The organism is Duganella sp. CF517, from assembly GCF_900110275.1.
Classification (GTDB): Bacteria; Pseudomonadota; Gammaproteobacteria; order Burkholderiales; family Burkholderiaceae_D; genus Rugamonas.
In genome coordinates this window covers 280,298-297,162 of sequence record NZ_FODC01000002.1, presented here as the reverse complement: position 1 = coordinate 297,162, position 16,865 = coordinate 280,298, and the positions used below count along the sequence as shown (strand labels likewise).

Genomic DNA, 16,865 nt, shown 5'->3' with positions numbered 1-16,865 from the left:
TCGTTAATGTCTTTACGCCCGCGCCGATCAGGCCGGCGCACCCATCACATCCACAATAGCCTGATACACCCGCACCGGCTCCTCCGCGATTCGGTTGAGCACATAGAGGAAATGCTCCTCGCCGAAGACCACGTATTCGCGTGTGGGGAAGCCGCGCGCCTTGAGTTCGGCGATGTTTTCGGCGCCCAGGCCGATCAAGGATTCAAACTCATACCAGCGTGGATCGACGCGCTCTTTCAGAATCAGTTCGCTGAGGTCGGCCTGGATCGCGCGGTCGTGCGTGGCGATTGAGCACTTGTGTCCGCTTAGCAGCAACTCGCCCGCGTACCGGCGATACGCGGCGGCCAGTTCGGCGCTGTTGCGGTCGTAGGAGATTTGAGCCGACTCCAGAAACGCACCTTTGACCAACCGGATGCGGCCGGGAATCTTCATCAACGCCGGCAAGTCTTGCGCGGTGCGGTGACGCTTGGCCGGCACCGTGATGCCGACGTTGTGCAAACCGTCCTCCTTGTGCAGCCGCGCGTAAATGGCGTAGATGTCGTCGGCGCGGTCCGCGCCTTCCATCGAGATCATCACTTCGCGGTTGATTTCCGCCGCCGCCAACGCCACGCGGCGCAGGTTGCGGTAGCCCAGCTCCAGATCGACCATCGAACCGACGTGCGACAAGTCCAGCGAGATCGAGCAATTCAGGTTGCGCTGGCCGACCGCGCGCGTCAGTTCCATGAACACTTCCGTCTCCGCCATCGCGAAGGCTTCGTCGCGCACGCTCTCGCCCATGTATTCGACCGAGGCCGCGTGGCCTTGCGCGAGGATGCCCTCGACGCGCGCCAGCGCCTGCGCGACCGTCTGGCCCGCCACGTAGCGATGCGAGACCTTGTGCATGTAGGCGCGCAGCAGCGGGTCCTTGCAGAATTTTTCCTTGGCCGATTCGTCGAGCGCCAACGCGCGCAGCGCTGTGGCGGCCTGATCGACGAGGGCTTGCCATTGGGCGGGGAAGGCTGGTGCGGACACGGCGTCTCCTGGGGTGATGGAATAAACAACACATTGTGTCACAGCGGGGCCGGCTCGTCCAAGCCGCCGCCGGGCGCGCAATTGGCACTGGTGAAATGATTGCGCAATCGCAGTCGCGCGAATATACGCCAAAAAACACCCGGATTGCTGTATTTTTTTGGCAACTTAAGCCAAATTAAACGGTTGACGGAGTTGTCATAAAGGCAGAACATCCAAAAATGATTGCGTATAACATTTTTCGTGTTAGGAGGGCGGGAAGCTATAAAAGTAATAGAAATTGGTAGAGAAAAACATAAAACAATGCGCCCAAGGCGCGGACCCCACAGGCAGCAATGCCGAGTAGAGGAGACAGTATGGACAGTAAGTTGATCGGCGCGCCACGGCGCGGACCCGGCATGGGCGGATGCATTGCCGCCACCGTCGTCGCAGGCCTCATTTCAAGCGCGCACGCGCAGACCACCCAGACACCGGCAAGCGCGCCGGCCTCGTCATCGGCTCGGGCCCCGGCGGCCGGGGCGGCCGATGACAAAGACCCGCTGCAGCCGGCCAGGCCGACCGTGGTCGTCAACGGCTACCGCAGTTCGCTGGCGCTTTCCGCCAACGAAAAGCGCGAGAACATCGGCCTGAGCGACACCGTGTTCTCCGAAGACATCGGCAAGTTCCCCGACCCCAACATCGCCGACGCGCTGGCCCGCGTGCCCGGCGTCACCGTGCGCCGCGCCGAGATCGACGGCGAGGGCCTCAACATCTCGATTCGCGGCATGGGCTCGGCCTTCACCCGCGTGCTGCTCAACGGCGCGCCGATGGCGTCGGCGTCGGCCGGCAGCTGGGGCGGCTCGATCAGCGCCAACCGCGAAGTCGACATGGACTTCCTGCCGTCCGAGCTGTTCCGCAGCGCCAGCGTCTACAAAAGCCAGCAAGCCAGCCTGATCGAGGGCGGCATCGCCGGCACCGTCAACATGCGCAGCGTGCGGCCGTTCGACAAGAGCGGCTTCCGCTCGGCGTTCACGCTCAGCGGCAACTACCGCGAGCAGAACGGCAAGATGGGCGCCACCGGCTCCGGCCTGGTCAGCAACACCTGGACCAGCAACGCCTGGGGCAAGTTCGGCCTGCTGGGCGGCGTGGCCTTCGGCGACACCAAGTACAAGACCGACGGCTTCCAGTCGGTCGACATGCGCAACTTGCAGCTGAAGTCGTTCCAGGCCAACGCCGCCGACAATCCCAACAGCACCGGCGGCGGGTCGCAGTCGACGCCGGACACCGTGCCGTCCGGACTGGCGCTGAAGGACTTGCCCGAATACGCCCGCTCCATCCTGGTGCCGGGCAAGCAGATCGACCGCGCCATGCTGCTGGCGCTCAATCCCGGCGCCACCATCCAGCAGATCGACAACGCGCTGATGGCCCGCCTGGGGCGCCACCTGGTGTATGAAGGCGAGCGCAAGCGGATCGGCGAAGTGCTCAGCATGCAGTGGCAGCCGAACGACAAGTGGGACGTCTACCTGGATCTGGTCGCCGCCCAGAAGCGCAACAAGATGACTTACCAGGCAATGAACGCCGGCACCCGCGCCAACACGGTGATTCCGATCGGCATGGAATTCGACCGCAGCGATTGCACCGTCGGTTGCGTGCTCAACAAGGCGATCTTCGCCAATACCTTCTGGTCGCTGGAATACCGGCCGATGGAGGAAAAGACCAAGTTCCACAGCGTCAATCCCGGCTTCGAGTTCCGGCCCACCGACAAGCTGACCATCGACGCCCACTTCAACGCCACCAACAGCACCTTCTACCGCGACATGCCGACGGTGCTGTTCGCCACGCGCTCGCCGAACTCGGTGATCAACTACGACAACACCCGGGCCGGCCTGCCGCCCAGCTACAGCGCAAATCTCGACATTAACGATCCGGCCAACTTCGGCTGGTACCAGGGCGGGCAGGGCTTGTCGGGCCTGCGCATGGACCTGTACGAGCGCAACAACACCACGCGCGGCACCCGCCTGAACCTGAGCTGGGGCGACAACGACTTCAACGTCAAGTTCGGCGGCGCCTACGACGACATCAAGCGCCGCTACCGCAGCTTCTCGACGGCCGACGCGTGGATGAACGTGGCGTGCGGTAACAACGTCAGCGTGCGCTACTTCGCGCCCAACACGCAGTTGCGCTCGCCGCAGGGATGCGATGGCCGCAGCGCGCCCGGTCCGGTCACCGACGCCGCGACCGCCTATCCCGGCTACGGCACCGGCTCCACCAGCGGCATGACGGCGCCGCTGACCTATCTGGGATCGGTGGTGCCGAATGCCGCCGTGGCCAATTACGCGCAAGCGTCCGGCAACGGCTTCATCACCGTCGACTGGCCGAAGTTCGCGCAGGACACCGACTATCAATACTTCCGCGACAATATCTACCGAGGCTTCGGCAACGGCAGCGGCGGTTACATCCGCGAGGCGGTGAGCGCGTTCTATACCGAAGTCAATGGCCGCAACCAGGTCTTCGGCCGCACCTTGCGCTACAACGCCGGCGTGCGCTACGCGCGTACCAAGCAAACCATCGGCGCGCTGACCGTGGGCGCCGATCCGCGCAACGCCAACCTGCGCAACGGCGGGTTTTATGACAATATCAGCGTATGGGCCTACGAATCGACCACCTACAGCAATACGCTACCGTCCGCCACCATGGCTTATAACCTCACGCCGTCGGTCATCGCGCGCCTGTCGGGTTCGAAATCGTTGACGCGCGCCAATCCCGCCGACCTGCGCCAGACCCAGCTGACGCTTGGAGACCAAGGGCTGCGCCAGGGCAGCCTCACCAATCCCAATCTGAAGCCGTTCGAGGCCAACAACCTCGATCTTGGACTGGAGTACTACATCACCCGCGAGGCCTATGTGTCGGTCAGCGGCTTTGCCAAGGACATCATCAGCCGGCCGGGTCAGCGCGTCAGCACGTATTCGCTGGCGCAGCTCGACGCGCGCTTCGGCACCATCGGCCTGACCGATGCGCAACAGCAATCGGTCAACGCCAGTGGCGGGCGCGACAAGCATCTGATCGAGATTTCCGAACCCTACAACATCGACACCAAACTCAAGGTGCGCGGGGTGGAAGTGACCTGGCAGCAACCGCTGGACATGTTGCCGGTCAAGGGCTTCGGTCTCGCGGCCAACTTCACCTACGCCAAGCAGAAGGACGAGGCGGCCAACGCGCCGCCGGTGGCCGGCGTGCCGCCGCGCACCAACAATCTGACCTTGTACTACGAGCGCAACGGGTTGAACGTGCGTGTCGCGCGGCAGTACACGGCGTCGCACGTCGTCAACACGGGCACCGGCCTGAACGTTCCCGGCGGCGCGTATGCGTACACGACGGAGCGCTCGCAGGTCGATCTGTCGCTCGGCGCGAATCTGAAGCAGTTGTTCAACTTCCGTTACAACACCGATCTGACGCTGAGCGTATGGAACGCGAACAAGGCCATCAGCCGCACCTACACGCAGTTCAGCAACGCGGTGGCCGACGAGTACAAGCCCGGCGCGGCGTACACCTTGTCGTTGCGGACCACGTTCTGATGAAGGCCCGGCTCATGCACCATCGGCTCGTCGCGCGGCTCGTGTGCGCGGCGTTGCTGGCGGCCGCGCCGGGCCTGCACCCGGCGCAAGCCGGGCAGTCCAAAGCGCCGGCCCGGCCCAAAACCTGGACCGCCGACAACGGCAATGGCACCTTCACCAATCCCGTCTTTTACGACGAATTCTCCGATCCGGATCTGATCCGCGTCGGCGACTGGTTCTATATGACCGGCACCACCATGCACGCGATGCCCGGGTTGCCGGTGATGCGGTCGAAGGATCTCGTCAATTGGGAGTTTCTCAGCTACGCCGCGCCCAAACTGGATTTCGGCCCGCAGTTCCGGCTGGAGGACGGCAAGGAAATATATGGGCAGGGGATTTGGGCGCCCAGCCTGCGTTTCCACAACGGCACGTTCTACATCTTTACCAACATCAATCGCCGGGCGACACAGGTCTACTCCGCGACCGACCCGCGCGGGCCTTGGAAGCATCACGAAATGCGGCGCAGCCTGCATGACCTGTCGGTGCTGTTCGATGATGACGGCAAGGCGTACGCCGTCTGGGGGCACCAGACCCTGCAAGTGGCGCTGCTCAACGGCGACCTGACCGATATCGTGCCCGGCTCGGAGAAAACCTTGTTCGAAAAGGGCCAGGGCATGGGGGAGGGCGCGCATTTCTACAAAATTGGCGGCAAGTACTTTATCCTCAGCGCCAACTATGCGGGCGGATTCCGCATGCCGGCCGCCCGCTCCGATAGTGTTTACGGTCCGTATGAAGTCAATCAGGCCATCAGCAAGGACGAAGGCTTCGGCATGATGCGCGGCCATCGCTTGAAAGACGGCAAGCCGCCGTTTGTCATCGATCCACCCAATCCGGCCTCGAAGGACGCCACGGCGCTGCACCAGGGCGGCATCGTGCTCACGCCGGCGGGCGAATGGTGGGGCTTCTCGATGATGGACTACAACTCGGTCGGACGGCTGCTGAGCCTGTCGCCGGTGACGTGGAGCGAAGGCTGGCCGTACTTCGGCCTGCCGGGCAATCTGGGACGCAATCCGCGCACCTGGGTCAAACCGAAGACCGCCGTCCGGCAGCCGGTGCGGGTGCCATACGAGCGCAGCGACGATTTTTCCGGCGCGACGTTGAAGCCGGTCTGGCAATGGAACCACGTGCCGGTGGATGACAAGTGGTCGTTGGCGCAGCGGCCCGGTTTCTTACGGCTGCGCGCATTGCCGGCGACATCGTTCTGGGACGCGCGCAACAGCCTGACCCAGCGCGCCATCGGGCCGGTATCGTCGCCGACGGTCGCGCTGAACCTTGAGGGGATGAAAGAAGGCGACATCGCCGGCCTGGGCTTGCTCAATCTCCCCTACGCCACGCTCGGTGTCGAAAAAACCGCCGAAGGGTTGAACCTGGCGCTGTTCGACCAGGCCAGCGGACAGACCACCCGTCTGCCGTTGGACGCCAAGCGCATCTGGTTGCGTGCCGACTGCAACTTCCTGAGCGAGCAAGCGAGCTTCAGTTATTCGATCGACGGCAAGCGCTTCGTCGACATCGGTGGCCTCTGGACGATGGTGTTCCAGCTCAAGACTTTCCAGGGCGTGCGCTATGCGCTATTTAATTACAACGTCAATGGCGCGGAGGGCGGGTACGCGGATTTCGACGGCGTCGAGATCGCGCAGCCGATGCCGCGCGGGTTGATGCGTGCGATTCCGTTTGGCAAAACCATCCGCCTGGCGTCTTATAACGGGGAGACCGGGCTGGCCGCCAATGGAGAGAAGCTAACCGCATCCGCGCCGACGATGTTCAAGGTAAAAGATATGGGGTTGGGCCGCGTCGCGCTGGCAGCCGGAGTGCGTTATGTGGCGGTGGACAAAGAGGGCGGTATCAGCCTGCAGGCCGGCGAACCCGGCGCGGCGCACAGTTTCCAGTGGATTGAAACGCCGACGGGGGAGTTGATACTGATGTCGATCGCGAACAATCGTCACCTGCGAATCGATCCGAAGACGGGCGAGGTGGTTGCCAACAGCCCGGGACCGCTGCCGGACGGCGGCGATGGCGTGCGCTTCACCTGGTCGCGCGCCAACTAACCCCCGGGGTCAGTGCCGACATTCGGACACGAACACATCCATCGCCTGGTTCCGCCCGTGTCCGAATGTCGGCACTGACCCCGCTGGGTGGTTCAGCTCGTGTCCGAATGACAGACTTGACCCCGCTGGGGTTAGCGGCGGACGATGGTGCCGTTCGAGCGCTTGACCTGGTCGCCCTTCATCATGCCCGGGTCTTCTTCGAAGACGTAGCTGTCGTGCTTGCCGTCTTCGTATTCGACGTTGACGGTCCATTGCTTGCTCGAGCGCGCATGCTCCTCGACCTTTTTGCCGGCGTAGGCGCCGCCGGCGGCGCCCGCCACGGTGGCGAGCTTGCGACCGCCGCCACTGCCGACCTGGTTGCCCAGCAGGGCGCCCGCCACGCCGCCGGCGATCAGGCCGACCGCGCCGCCTTCACCCTTCTTTTCACCCAGTACGACCGAGGTGACCCGGCCGCAGTCGACGCAGTTGGCGGCCGGCTTGGCCGTACCGGCACTCTTGAAGTCGGCCTTCGCTTGCGTGTTGGATTTGTTGAATTCGGACTTGGCGTCGCGCAGACATTGCATGCGGGCGCTCGATTCGGTTTCTTCGGCGCACAGCTTCTTGTCTTCCGCGTAGCGGGTGGCGATGCGCTTGGTTTCGGCGTTGTAGTGTTGCTTCGGAGTCTGGGCGTGCGCGGCGGACGTCAGGGCGGCCAGCGTGATCGCCAGCATAATTGAACGTTTATTCATCAGTAAGTCTCCTATTGTTGGCTTAGCCATAAGCGCCCCCAGTGTACAGTAAGTCAAATAATCGTGAGATTGTGGCAATCAAGCCGGCGGCCCCCAGCATCATCGACGCCACCAGGATGATGGCCAGCGGCCAGCGCGACTCCGATCGCTTGCCCGACGCCGGGTTGAAACGGGCGTCCCACTTGTCGTCGGCCATCAGTCCCAGCACCAGCGCCTCCAGGAAGCCGACCAGTCCGGAGATCATGATCGGCAGTACTTTATAGAAGCCGTCCGCGTCCGGCGCCCCCTTGGCGATGATCCACGCCAGCGGCAGCGAGGCCAGATGCGCCCACAGCCACGGATCGCGCGCGCCGCGCAGGTACAAACGGTGCAGGCCCAGCCCGCCAAACAGGAAGGCCAGCAGGGCGGCGACGGTCTTGTTCTTGTGGCGTGCGGTAGACGTGGTGGCAGGCGCGGTGTGGTGCGGATTCGTCATGGTTAGCGATTAAATAGCCGGAAAGCATGCAGTATCGGTCATAATACCGGCCCGGCCCACCTTTTTATCGCTGTGGCTATTGCCCCGTGCGCCGGAACGGGGGATAATCTTCGATTACCCCAATTCGCCCGATTATTTCATTAACGCTTGCTGCTTCGCGGCAAAGCGCGCTATAATTTGCGGCTTTTTCCGTCCTAGCACACTTTTTGGAAATATTATGGTCGTTATTCGTTTAGCTCGTGGAGGCGCCAAGAAGCGTCCGTTCTTCAACATCGTTGCAACCGACTCGCGCAATCGCCGCGATGGCCGTTTCATCGAACGCATCGGTTTCTACAACCCGATGGCGCAGGGTGGCGAAGTGCCACTGCGCATCACCGCTGACCGTCTGGCTCACTGGCAATCGGTCGGCGCACAACTGTCGCCAACCGTCGCTCGCCTGGTAGCGTCGAACAAAGCCGTTTAAGTCTGGCTGCTGGTTTGACCGATAAGAATGCATCCGGGGTGCAAGTCCCCGACGATTTGGCACAGGTAGGCTTTGTCTTCGGTGCCTACGGCGTCGCTGGCTGGGTGAGGATACGTCCTTTCTCGGAAGATGCGGATGCGCTCCTGTCGGTGAAGACCTGGTGGATCGACAAGCCAAGCTTGCGCAGTGTCGAAGTCAAGCAGTCCAAGCTGCATGGCGGCGACGTGGTCGCACAGCTGGTGGGAGTGGCCGATCGGGACGTCGCAGAAGCGCTCAAGGGCGCCGCTGTTTCGGTTCCGCGCAGTGCGTTCCCGGCCTTGTCCGATGACGAGTTTTACTGGACCGAGTTGATTGGTCTGGATGTAGAGAATTTGCAAGGTGAGCACCTCGGTACGGTGACTGACATGATGAGCAACGGTCCGCAGTCGATCTTGCGCGTCACGGCAGCGACGACCGCAGAGGCTGATCCCGAGGTTGCGGCGCAAGAGCGCCTGATCCCATTTGTCGAAGCGTTCATCATCAAGGTGGACAAAGAGGCGAAAAAGATCACCGTCGACTGGGGCCTTGATTACTAAAGAACATAAGGGCGGCCCGCCATGCAATTCGATGTCGTGACCCTGTTCCCCGAAATGTTCGCCGCACTGACGCAGTCGGGGGTCACCCGGCGCGCGTTCGAACAGAATAAATGTGGCTTGTCGCTGTGGAATCCGCGTGATTTCACCACCGACAATCACCGCACCGTGGATGACCGCCCCTATGGCGGCGGCCCCGGCATGGTGATGCTGGCCAAGCCCCTGGAAGCGACGCTCAACGCGGCGAAGCAGCGCCAGACCGATGCCGGTCTGCCCGCGCCCCGCGTGCTGTTCATGTCGCCGCAGGGCAAGCAGTTGACGCACGAACGCGTCATGGCGCTCAAGCAGGAACCCGGTCTGGTGATCCTGTGCGGCCGCTACGAGGCGGTGGACCAGCGTTTGCTGGACCGTTGCATCGACGAGGAAATCAGCCTCGGCGACTTCGTGCTGTCCGGCGGCGAGTTGCCGGCGATGGCCTTGATGGATGCCGTGATCCGCCAGATTCCCGGCGTGCTGAACACGGATGCGTCGGCGATCGAAGACAGTTTCGTCAACGGCCTGCTCGATTCGCCGCACTACACGCGGCCGGAAACGTATGAAGGCGTGGGCGTGCCGCCGGTGCTAATGGGCGGCAACCACGCCGAGATCGAAAAATGGCGTCGCCAGCGCATGCTGGAGGCGACCGCGCGCAAGCGCCCCGATCTGCTGGTCAAGGCGCGCGACAGCGGCCTGCTGACCAAGCATGACGAGAAATTTTTGGCAGGTTTATAAAAACCTGTTGTTGTAGAAGCTTGCGGACATGTTGTCCGCCTGTTTAACCCCATCCTCTACTGGGCGAGTGTTTGAACAGCACTCAATTGCGCGCCAGCATGATGGTTTTTGGAGTCTTAAAATGAATCTGATTCAACAACTCGAGCAAGAAGAAATCGCTCGTCTGGGCAAGAAGATCCCTGATTTCGCCCCTGGCGATACCGTGATCGTCAACGTCAACGTCGTCGAAGGCACCCGCAAGCGCGCCCAGGCATACGAAGGCGTCGTCATCTCCCGTCGTAACCGTGGCCTGAACTCGAACTTCATCGTTCGTAAGATCTCGTCCGGCGAAGGCGTCGAGCGTACGTTCCAGCTGTACTCCCCGCTGATCGCTTCGATCGAAGTGAAACGCCGCGGTGACGTACGTCGCGCTAAACTGTACTACCTGCGTGATCGTTCCGGTAAATCGGCACGTATCAAGGAAAAACTGCCAAACCGTCGCCCAGCGGCGAAAGCAACCGCAGCTTAATAGCCGCGCTTGTGTTTGGAAGAAAGGGCACCACATCAAGGGGTGCCCTTTTTTTATATGGAGGTTCCGTTTGGCCAAACCGCTCTTTGATCCGAAGCTGCTGCCGATCGACGCCATCGCCGGCGAGCCGGCCGTCGCCCGCGAGCGCCTGGTGCCGCAATGGCTGCGCAGCCGCTTCGCCGAGCAGCCGCTGTGGACGCCGGAGAGCACCGACGAGCGCCACCTGCGCCGTCCCGACGGCACCCCGGCCACGGCCGCCTCCGTGCTGATCCCGCTGGTGCTGCGCGAGACCGGCCTGACCATCCTGCTGACCCAACGCAATCCCGACCTGACCGACCATCCCGGCCAGGTCAGCTTTCCCGGCGGCCGCGCCGAATCCTACGACAGCGGCCCGGTCGACACCGCGCTGCGCGAGTGCGAGGAGGAGATCGGCCTGGACCGCGCCCACGTCGACGTCATCGGCACCATGCCCGACTATTACACCGGCACCGGCTACCGCGTCACCCCCGTCGTCGGCCTGATCGCGCCGCCGTTCGAGCTGCGCGCCGACCCGTCCGAGGTGGCCGAGATCTTCGAAGTGCCGCTGGCCTTCCTGATGGACGGCTTGAACCACCAGCGCCTGTCGGCCCAAATCGCCGGCGGCGTACGCAGTTTCTACGCCATGCCCTACGGCGAATACTATATCTGGGGCGCCACCGCCGGCATGCTGCGCAACCTGTTCCACTTCCTGCGCGCTTGATGTCCGAACTAATAAGTTTGATTCTCCCACCACGGTGGGTTATCGTAGCGGGCATCAAGGCGTCGCCGACCTAAAAAGGACCATTAATGACATTTCTTTCCATTTTATGCGCGCTGCTGCTCGAGCAAATGAAGCCGCTGCGCGCGGATAACCCGATCTACGCCGAGATCAAAAGCCTGGCGTTGCGGATGGAGACATGGTTCAACGCCGGTCATTCGAGCCACGGCCGCCTCGGCTGGTTCCTGATGATGGCCATCCTGATGGTGCCGACCGCGCTGATTTACTGGGTACTCAAGTACTACGACTGGTTCCTGGCCGCCTTCGCCTGGAACGTGCTGGTGGTCTACCTGACGCTCGGCTTCCGCCATTACAGCCACTATTTCACCTCGATCCAGCTGCACCTGAGCGCCGGCGACGACGCCGCCGCGCGCGCCCTGCTGGCCGAGTGGACCCGGCAGGACACCGTCGGCATGGATGTCAGCGAAATCTCCCGCGTCGCCGTCGAGAAGGCGCTGATCACCACGCACCGCAGCGTGTTCGGCGTGTTCTTCTGGTTCCTGATGCCGCTCGGGCCGGCCGCCGCCGTCATGTACCGCGTCTCCGAGTACCTGGCGCGCGCCTGGAACGAACCTGAACACATGCGCAACGAGGCGTTCGGCCAGTTCGCCGCGCGCGCCTTCTATTGGATCGACTGGATACCGGTGCGGCTGACGGCGGTCGCCTTCGCCGTGGTCGGCAACTTCGAGGACGCGATCTACGCGTGGCGCAATTTCGCCCATCGCTGGAACGACAAGGCGATCGGCATCATCCTGTCAGCCGGCGGCGGCGCCATGGGCGTGCGCCTGGGCACGCCGGCCGAGAACGCGGCCAAGGTGGTGCTGGTGGACGCCGGCACGGTCGACGTCAGCGACATGGAGCCGGACATGCTGCCGGGCGAGGAGCCGGGCATCCGCGCGCTGCAAAGCACGGTGGGCCTGGTATGGCGCGCATTGTTGCTGTGGATGATGTTGTTATTGCTGTGCTCGGGCGCGGCCTGGCTCGGCGGGACGCCATAAAAGCACCGGGAGCAGGGTACAATAGCGGTATTGCCTTGGTGCGGATTGAGCGTTTTTCTGCACCAATTTGGTTATTTGCGAGGAAAGGTCGATTGAAATCAACGACTTACGTATTCAGGTCTTCTATAAGATATAATACGTAAGATTCTTCTAGAATGATATCCGCCCGGCGCACCTCGCCGGGACTTTCCACGCATTCTTGTTACCAACAAGTATCTACGCACAAGCGCCCGCCCATGGCAGAGTCAGTTCAAAAACCGGCAGAACAGCAGGAATCGTTCTTCATCCTTGGCCTCACCAGCAATGGCAGGCAGTTCCGTCCCAGCGACTGGGCCGAGCGTCTGTGCGGCGTGATGTCCTGCTTCAAGCCGGAAGGCTACGGCGGCGGACGCGACTCCCATTTGCAATTCTCGCCGTATGTCACGCCGACGGTGGTCAACGGCGTCAAGTCGGTGGTGGTCAACGGCAAGCTGCGCGCGCTGGAGCCGCTGGCGTACCACTTCGTGATCTCGTTCGCCAAGGACAACGACCTGCAAATGGTCGACGCCTGCCTGGTGCCGGAGAAGTAAGCAAGCAAGCAAGTAAGCAAGTACGCAAGCAAGCAAGAAAGTCAGCAACTAAGCGCTTAAGCCTCCCCTCAGAAAAATTTAGTTTTTGCCACTACCCACGTTGGCGGGGTGGGGCTATGCTGCCTGTTCATCCGTTTTTAGCGAGACACCATGAACAACAGCCGTTTGAAACACGCCGTCGTCGCCAGCATGATGCTGTGCGGCCTGTCCTTCGCCGCCACCGGCACCGCCTGGGCCGCGGCCGCGGCCGCCGCCACCGCCACCGCCGCCAGGACGCCCGCCGCCGCCGTCAAGCTGCCGGCCGGCGTCGTCAAGGGACCGTCGGTGGAGGGCATCACCGAGTACCGGCTGCCCAACGGCTTGAAAGTGCTGCTGTTCCCCGACGCCTCCAAGCCGACCGTCACCGTCAACGTCACGTACCTGGTCGGCTCGCGCCACGAAAACTATGGCGAGACCGGCATGGCCCACCTGCTGGAGCACATGCTGTTCAAAGGCTCGCCGAAGAACCGCAGCATCCCGCAGGAATTCGCCCATCGCGGCATGGACTTCAACGGCACCACCTCGTTCGACCGCACCAACTACTACGAGGTGTTCCAGGCCAGCCCGGAGAACCTGAAGTGGGCGCTCGACATGGAGGCAGACCGCATGGTCAACTCCTTCGTCGCCCGCAAGGACCTCGACTCCGAAATGACGGTGGTGCGCAACGAGTACGAGAGCGGCGAGAACAGCCCGTTCGGCGTGCTGCTCAAGCGCATGGAGAGCGTCGCCTACGACTGGCACAGCTACGGCCGTGACACCATCGGCAACCGCAGCGACATCGAAAACGTCAAGATCGACAACCTGCAAGCGTTCTACCGCACCTACTACCAGCCGGACAACGCGGTGCTGCTGGTGGCCGGTAAATTCGATCCGGCGCAAACGCTGGCGTGGATTAGCAAATCGTTCGGCGCGATCGCGAAACCGAAGCGCGTGCTGCCGCCATTCTGGACGGTCGAACCGACCCAGGACGGCGAGCGCAGTTTCGTCGTGCGCCGCAAGGGCGACATGCAGCTGGTGGTCCTCGGCTACAAGATCCCTTCCGCGCTGCAGGAGGACAGCGACGCCCTCGGTTTCATGTCCGAGATCCTCGGCGACACGCCGACCGGCCGTTTGCACAAGGCGCTGGTGGAAACCGGCAAGGCCGCCGAGGTGTTCAGCTTCCCCCAGACCGGCTACGCGCCCGGCCTGCAATTGATCGGGGCCGTGGTGAAGGCGGGCGAGCCGCTGGAGCCGGTGCGCGACGCGCTGATCGCGACCGTCGAGGGCTTCGCCAACACGCCGCCGACGGCCGAGGAAATGGAGCGCGTGCGCCGCAACGTCGCCAACGGCATCGAGAAGTCGCTCAACGATCCGCAAAAGGTGGGCGTCACTTTGTCCGAGGAGATCGCGCTGGGCGACTGGCGCCTGCTGTTCCTGGGCCGCGACAAGCTGCCGACCATCACGGCGGAGCAGGTCAGCGCCGCCGCCGCGCGCTACCTGAAGCGCGACAACCGCACCGTCGGCACCTTCATCCCGGAAGACAATCCGCTGCGCGCCGACATCCCGGCCGCGCCGAGCGTGGCCGAGGTGATGAAGGACTTCAAAGGCAAGGACAGCGTGCTGACGTCGGAAGTGTTCGATCCGAGCCAGGACAACATCAACGCCCGCACCGAGATCAAGACCATCGGCGGCCTGCGGGTGGCCCTGCTGCCGAAGAAAAATCGCGGCGAAGCGGTATCGGTCAACATGTCGCTGCACTGGGGCGACGAGAAGAACCTGTTCAACACCAACGCCGCCGCCGCCGCCGCCGCCGCGATGCTGATGCGCGGCACCGACAAGTTCACGCGCGAGCAATTGTCCGACGCCTTCGCCAAGCTCAAAATCTCCGGCGGCCCGTTCGCCTTCGAGACCACCGGTCCGAATCTGGACGCGGCGCTGCGGCTGGTCGCGCACGTGGTGAAGGACGCCAGCTTCCCGGCGGCGGAGTTCGAGCAGCTGCGCCAGCAATGGCTGGTCGGGATTGAAGCATCGCGCAACGAACCGCAGTCGCTGGCCAGCACCGAAATGGACCTGTACTTCAACCAATACCCGAAAGGCGACGTGCGCGAGGCGGTGTCGGTGGACGAGCAACTGGCGCAGGTCAAAGCGCTCAAGCTGGAAGACGTGGTGGCCTTCCACCGCAAATACTTCGGTGCCAATCATGGCGAAATCGCCGTTGTCGGCGACTTCGATAAAGCCGTGATCAGCAAAACCATCGAGGATGTGTTCTCGGGCTGGGACAGCAAGGTGTCGTACGCGCCGATCACCCGCGTGAACGCCGACAAGGCGCCGATCGTCAAAATGATCAACGCGCCGGAAAAGGAAAACGGCTTCTATGCCGCGCGCCTGAACCTCGATTTGAACGTCAACGATCCGGACTATCCGCTGCTGGACCTGGCCAACTACATCTTCGGCGACGGCGGTTTGAAATCGCGGCTGATGGACCGCATCCGCCAGAAGGACGGCCTGTCGTACGGCGGCGGCACCGGCTTGCAGGCGGGCGAGATCGACCGCGCCGGCCGCTTCGAGGTCAGTGCCATCGCCGCGCCGCAGAACCTGAACAAGCTGCGGTCGGCGATCCGGGAAGAGCTGGACCGTGCCGTGAAAGAGGGCTTCACGGCGGCGGAACTGGCGGGCGCCAAATCCGGCCTGCTGCAGCAGCGCATCCAGAACCGCTCCAAGGACGCGGTGCTGGCCGCCGGCTGGACGCGCAACCTGTACCTGAACCGCACCTACAGCTGGAGCAAGGAATACGAGGACAAGCTGCGCGCCGCCACCTTGGCGCAAGTGAACGCCGCCTTCCGCAAAGCCGTCGACCCGGCCAAGCTGACGGTGGTGGTGGCCGGCGACGAGTCCAAAGCCAAAAAATAACGGATGTCCTGCATGATCTCGAATTATGTACTATCATTAGTTACATGAGACGAGACAGCAAACTATCCTCCATCCTGCACGTGCTGCTGCACATGGCGCACGCCGACCGGACGTTCACCTCGGACGAGCTGGCCGGCTTCCTCGGCACCAATCCGGTGCTGGTGCGCCGTGTGCTGGCCGGCCTGCGCGAGCGTGGCTATGTCGGCTCCGACAAGGGCCACGGCGGCGGCTGGAGCATCACCTGCGACCTGCGCCGGGTGACGCTGCGCGACATCTACGAGGCGGTCGGATCGCCCACGGTGTTCGCGATGGGGAACCGCAGCGAGCAAACCGAGTGCCTGGTGGAGCGCGCCGTCAACGACGCGCTCTCCAGCGCCTTCGACGAGGCCGAGGCTTTGCTGATCGAGCGTTTCAAGGACGTCACGCTGGCCGATTTGTCGGCCCGCTTCAACGACGGATACGCCAAGCACAAAGGAGTCTCCCATGAACATCCCACATCCGGGCACTGAATTCGACGTCGTCGTCGTCGGCGGCAGCTACGCCGGCCTGTCGGCCGCGATGCAGCTGGCGCGTGCCCGCCGCCGCGTGCTGGTGGTCGACGCCGGCCAGCGCCGCAACCGCTACGCCACGCATTCGCACGGCTTCCTCGGCCATGACGGCCGCGAGGCGGCGGCCATCGCCACCGACGGCCGCGCGCAGCTGATGAAGTATCCGACCGTGCGCTGGATCGAAGGCGCGGCGCGGCGGGCGGAGAAAGTGGCGCAGGGCTTCCGCGTAACCTTGCAGGACGGCGCCGCCTACCTCGCGCAGCGGCTGGTGCTGGCCACCGGCGTGGTCGACGAACTGCCGCCGGTGCCGGGTTTGGCCGAGCGCTGGGGCGGCACGGTGTTCCACTGTCCTTACTGCCATGGCTATGAGCTGATGGAAGGGCGCATCGGCGTGCTGGCCACGGGAGCGCTGTCGATGCATCACGCGCTGATGCTGCCGGATTGGGGCCGGGTGACGTTGCTGCTGAACGGGGCTTTCGAACCGGACGCGGAGCAGTTGGCGTCGCTGGAACGGCGCGGCGTGGCGATCGAGCGCGCGCCGGTCAAGGCGATCAGCGGGCGGGCGACGGTCGAATTGCAGGATGGGCGGTCGCTGGAGATGGCGGGGCTGTTCGTGGTGAGCCGCACGCATAGCGGAAGTCCGATCGCCGAGCAGTTGGGCTGTGGGCTGGAGCAGGGCCCGATGGGCATGTACGTGCGCACCGATACGATGAAGGCGACCAGCGTGGCCGGCGTCTACGCGTGCGGCGACGCCGCGCGCATGGCGGGCAATGTGGCGCTGGCGGCGGCCGATGGAACGCTCGCCGGCGTGTCGGCGCATCAGTCGCTGATCTTCGGCGCCACCGCCGCGGCGGCGTGAGCGC

General features: G+C 63.4%; 15 protein-coding genes. 12 read left to right on the top strand and 3 right to left on the bottom strand.

The features are described 5' to 3' along the window. Positions 1–27 precede the first annotated feature (27 nt). Positions 28–1,011 (bottom strand): proline dehydrogenase family protein, encoded by a 984-nt coding sequence (locus BMX85_RS08420; protein WP_090315744.1) that lies wholly within the window; start codon positions 1,009–1,011, stop codon positions 28–30. Between the two features lie 353 nt (positions 1,012–1,364). On the opposite strand from BMX85_RS08420, the gene BMX85_RS08415 reads away from it, so the two are divergent. Then, positions 1,365–4,562, top strand: a complete 3,198-nt coding sequence (locus tag BMX85_RS08415; RefSeq protein ID WP_177196695.1) for a TonB-dependent receptor — start codon at positions 1,365–1,367, stop codon at positions 4,560–4,562. 14 nt (positions 4,563–4,576) lie between these two features. Next, positions 4,577–6,646: a glycoside hydrolase family 43 protein gene (locus tag BMX85_RS08410; RefSeq protein ID WP_090317599.1), complete on the top strand. Its 2,070-nt coding sequence runs from the start codon at positions 4,577–4,579 to the stop codon at positions 6,644–6,646. 131 nt (positions 6,647–6,777) lie between these two features. Here BMX85_RS08410 and BMX85_RS08405 read toward each other — a convergent pair whose 3' ends face one another. Together BMX85_RS08405 and BMX85_RS08400 are read right to left on the bottom strand one after the other, a co-directional pair. Continuing rightward, on the bottom strand, positions 6,778–7,374 hold the full coding sequence (locus tag BMX85_RS08405) for a glycine zipper 2TM domain-containing protein (protein WP_090315738.1): 597 nt from the start codon (positions 7,372–7,374) through the stop codon (positions 6,778–6,780). A 22-nt stretch (positions 7,375–7,396) separates the two neighbouring features. Further along, entirely contained in the window at positions 7,397–7,849 is a 453-nt protein-coding gene (locus BMX85_RS08400; RefSeq protein WP_090315736.1) for an NINE protein, read from the bottom strand. A 217-nt stretch (positions 7,850–8,066) separates the two neighbouring features. Here BMX85_RS08400 and rpsP point away from each other — a divergent pair, with 217 nt between their 5' ends. The 10 genes from rpsP to BMX85_RS08350 all read left to right on the top strand — a co-directional run bounded on the left by rpsP (position 8,067) and on the right by BMX85_RS08350 (position 16,861). Continuing rightward, positions 8,067–8,312 carry a 30S ribosomal protein S16 gene (rpsP, locus tag BMX85_RS08395; RefSeq protein WP_090315733.1) on the top strand — a complete coding sequence of 82 codons (246 nt, stop codon included), beginning with the start codon at positions 8,067–8,069 and terminating at the stop codon, positions 8,310–8,312. A gap of 14 nt (positions 8,313–8,326) precedes the next feature. Beyond that, positions 8,327–8,887, top strand: a complete 561-nt coding sequence (gene rimM, locus BMX85_RS08390; RefSeq protein WP_090315732.1) for a ribosome maturation factor RimM — start codon at positions 8,327–8,329, stop codon at positions 8,885–8,887. Between the two features lie 21 nt (positions 8,888–8,908). Next, on the top strand, positions 8,909–9,655 hold the full coding sequence (gene trmD, locus BMX85_RS08385; RefSeq protein ID WP_090315730.1) for a tRNA (guanosine(37)-N1)-methyltransferase TrmD: 747 nt from the start codon (positions 8,909–8,911) through the stop codon (positions 9,653–9,655). A gap of 121 nt (positions 9,656–9,776) precedes the next feature. Beyond that, positions 9,777–10,163: a 50S ribosomal protein L19 gene (rplS, locus tag BMX85_RS08380; RefSeq protein ID WP_090315727.1), complete on the top strand. Its 387-nt coding sequence runs from the start codon at positions 9,777–9,779 to the stop codon at positions 10,161–10,163. Positions 10,164–10,233: 70 nt separating this feature from the next. Continuing rightward, positions 10,234–10,902, top strand: a complete 669-nt coding sequence (locus BMX85_RS08375) for a CoA pyrophosphatase (RefSeq protein ID WP_090315725.1) — start codon at positions 10,234–10,236, stop codon at positions 10,900–10,902. Between the two features lie 86 nt (positions 10,903–10,988). Beyond that, positions 10,989–11,957 carry a CobD/CbiB family protein gene (locus tag BMX85_RS08370; RefSeq protein WP_090315722.1) on the top strand — a complete coding sequence of 323 codons (969 nt, stop codon included), beginning with the start codon at positions 10,989–10,991 and terminating at the stop codon, positions 11,955–11,957. Between the two features lie 236 nt (positions 11,958–12,193). Beyond that, entirely contained in the window at positions 12,194–12,526 is a 333-nt protein-coding gene (locus BMX85_RS08365) for a DUF3579 domain-containing protein (RefSeq protein WP_090315719.1), read from the top strand. Between the two features lie 150 nt (positions 12,527–12,676). Continuing rightward, a complete protein-coding gene (locus BMX85_RS08360) occupies positions 12,677–15,454 on the top strand; it encodes a M16 family metallopeptidase (RefSeq protein ID WP_090315717.1) in 2,778 nt (925 codons plus the stop codon). A 44-nt stretch (positions 15,455–15,498) separates the two neighbouring features. Further along, positions 15,499–15,963 carry an Rrf2 family transcriptional regulator gene (locus tag BMX85_RS08355; RefSeq protein ID WP_090315714.1) on the top strand — a complete coding sequence of 155 codons (465 nt, stop codon included), beginning with the start codon at positions 15,499–15,501 and terminating at the stop codon, positions 15,961–15,963. Next, the gene (locus BMX85_RS08350; RefSeq protein WP_090315711.1) at positions 15,938–16,861 is read left to right on the top strand and encodes an NAD(P)/FAD-dependent oxidoreductase; all 924 of its coding nucleotides are present in this window, start codon (positions 15,938–15,940) and stop codon (positions 16,859–16,861) included. Before BMX85_RS08355 ends, BMX85_RS08350 begins: the two co-directional genes overlap by 26 nt. The last annotated feature ends 4 nt before the right edge of the window (positions 16,862–16,865 follow it).

Bases quoted from the DNA above. Each gene is read 5' to 3' on its own strand.
- BMX85_RS08415 (WP_177196695.1), top strand. From the start codon at position 1,365: ATGGACAGTAAGTTGATCGGCGCGCCACGGCGCGGACCCGGCATGGGC.
- BMX85_RS08410 (WP_090317599.1), top strand. From the start codon at position 4,577: ATGCACCATCGGCTCGTCGCGCGGCTCGTGTGCGCGGCGTTGCTGGCG.
- BMX85_RS08405 (WP_090315738.1), bottom strand. From the start codon at position 7,374: ATGAATAAACGTTCAATTATGCTGGCGATCACGCTGGCCGCCCTGACG.
- BMX85_RS08400 (WP_090315736.1), bottom strand. From the start codon at position 7,849: ATGACGAATCCGCACCACACCGCGCCTGCCACCACGTCTACCGCACGC.
- rpsP (WP_090315733.1), top strand. From the start codon at position 8,067: ATGGTCGTTATTCGTTTAGCTCGTGGAGGCGCCAAGAAGCGTCCGTTC.
- trmD (WP_090315730.1), top strand. From the start codon at position 8,909: ATGCAATTCGATGTCGTGACCCTGTTCCCCGAAATGTTCGCCGCACTG.
- rplS (WP_090315727.1), top strand. From the start codon at position 9,777: ATGAATCTGATTCAACAACTCGAGCAAGAAGAAATCGCTCGTCTGGGC.
- BMX85_RS08370 (WP_090315722.1), top strand. From the start codon at position 10,989: ATGACATTTCTTTCCATTTTATGCGCGCTGCTGCTCGAGCAAATGAAG.
- BMX85_RS08365 (WP_090315719.1), top strand. From the start codon at position 12,194: ATGGCAGAGTCAGTTCAAAAACCGGCAGAACAGCAGGAATCGTTCTTC.
- BMX85_RS08360 (WP_090315717.1), top strand. From the start codon at position 12,677: ATGAACAACAGCCGTTTGAAACACGCCGTCGTCGCCAGCATGATGCTG.
- BMX85_RS08355 (WP_090315714.1), top strand. From the start codon at position 15,499: ATGAGACGAGACAGCAAACTATCCTCCATCCTGCACGTGCTGCTGCAC.
- BMX85_RS08350 (WP_090315711.1), top strand. From the start codon at position 15,938: ATGAACATCCCACATCCGGGCACTGAATTCGACGTCGTCGTCGTCGGC.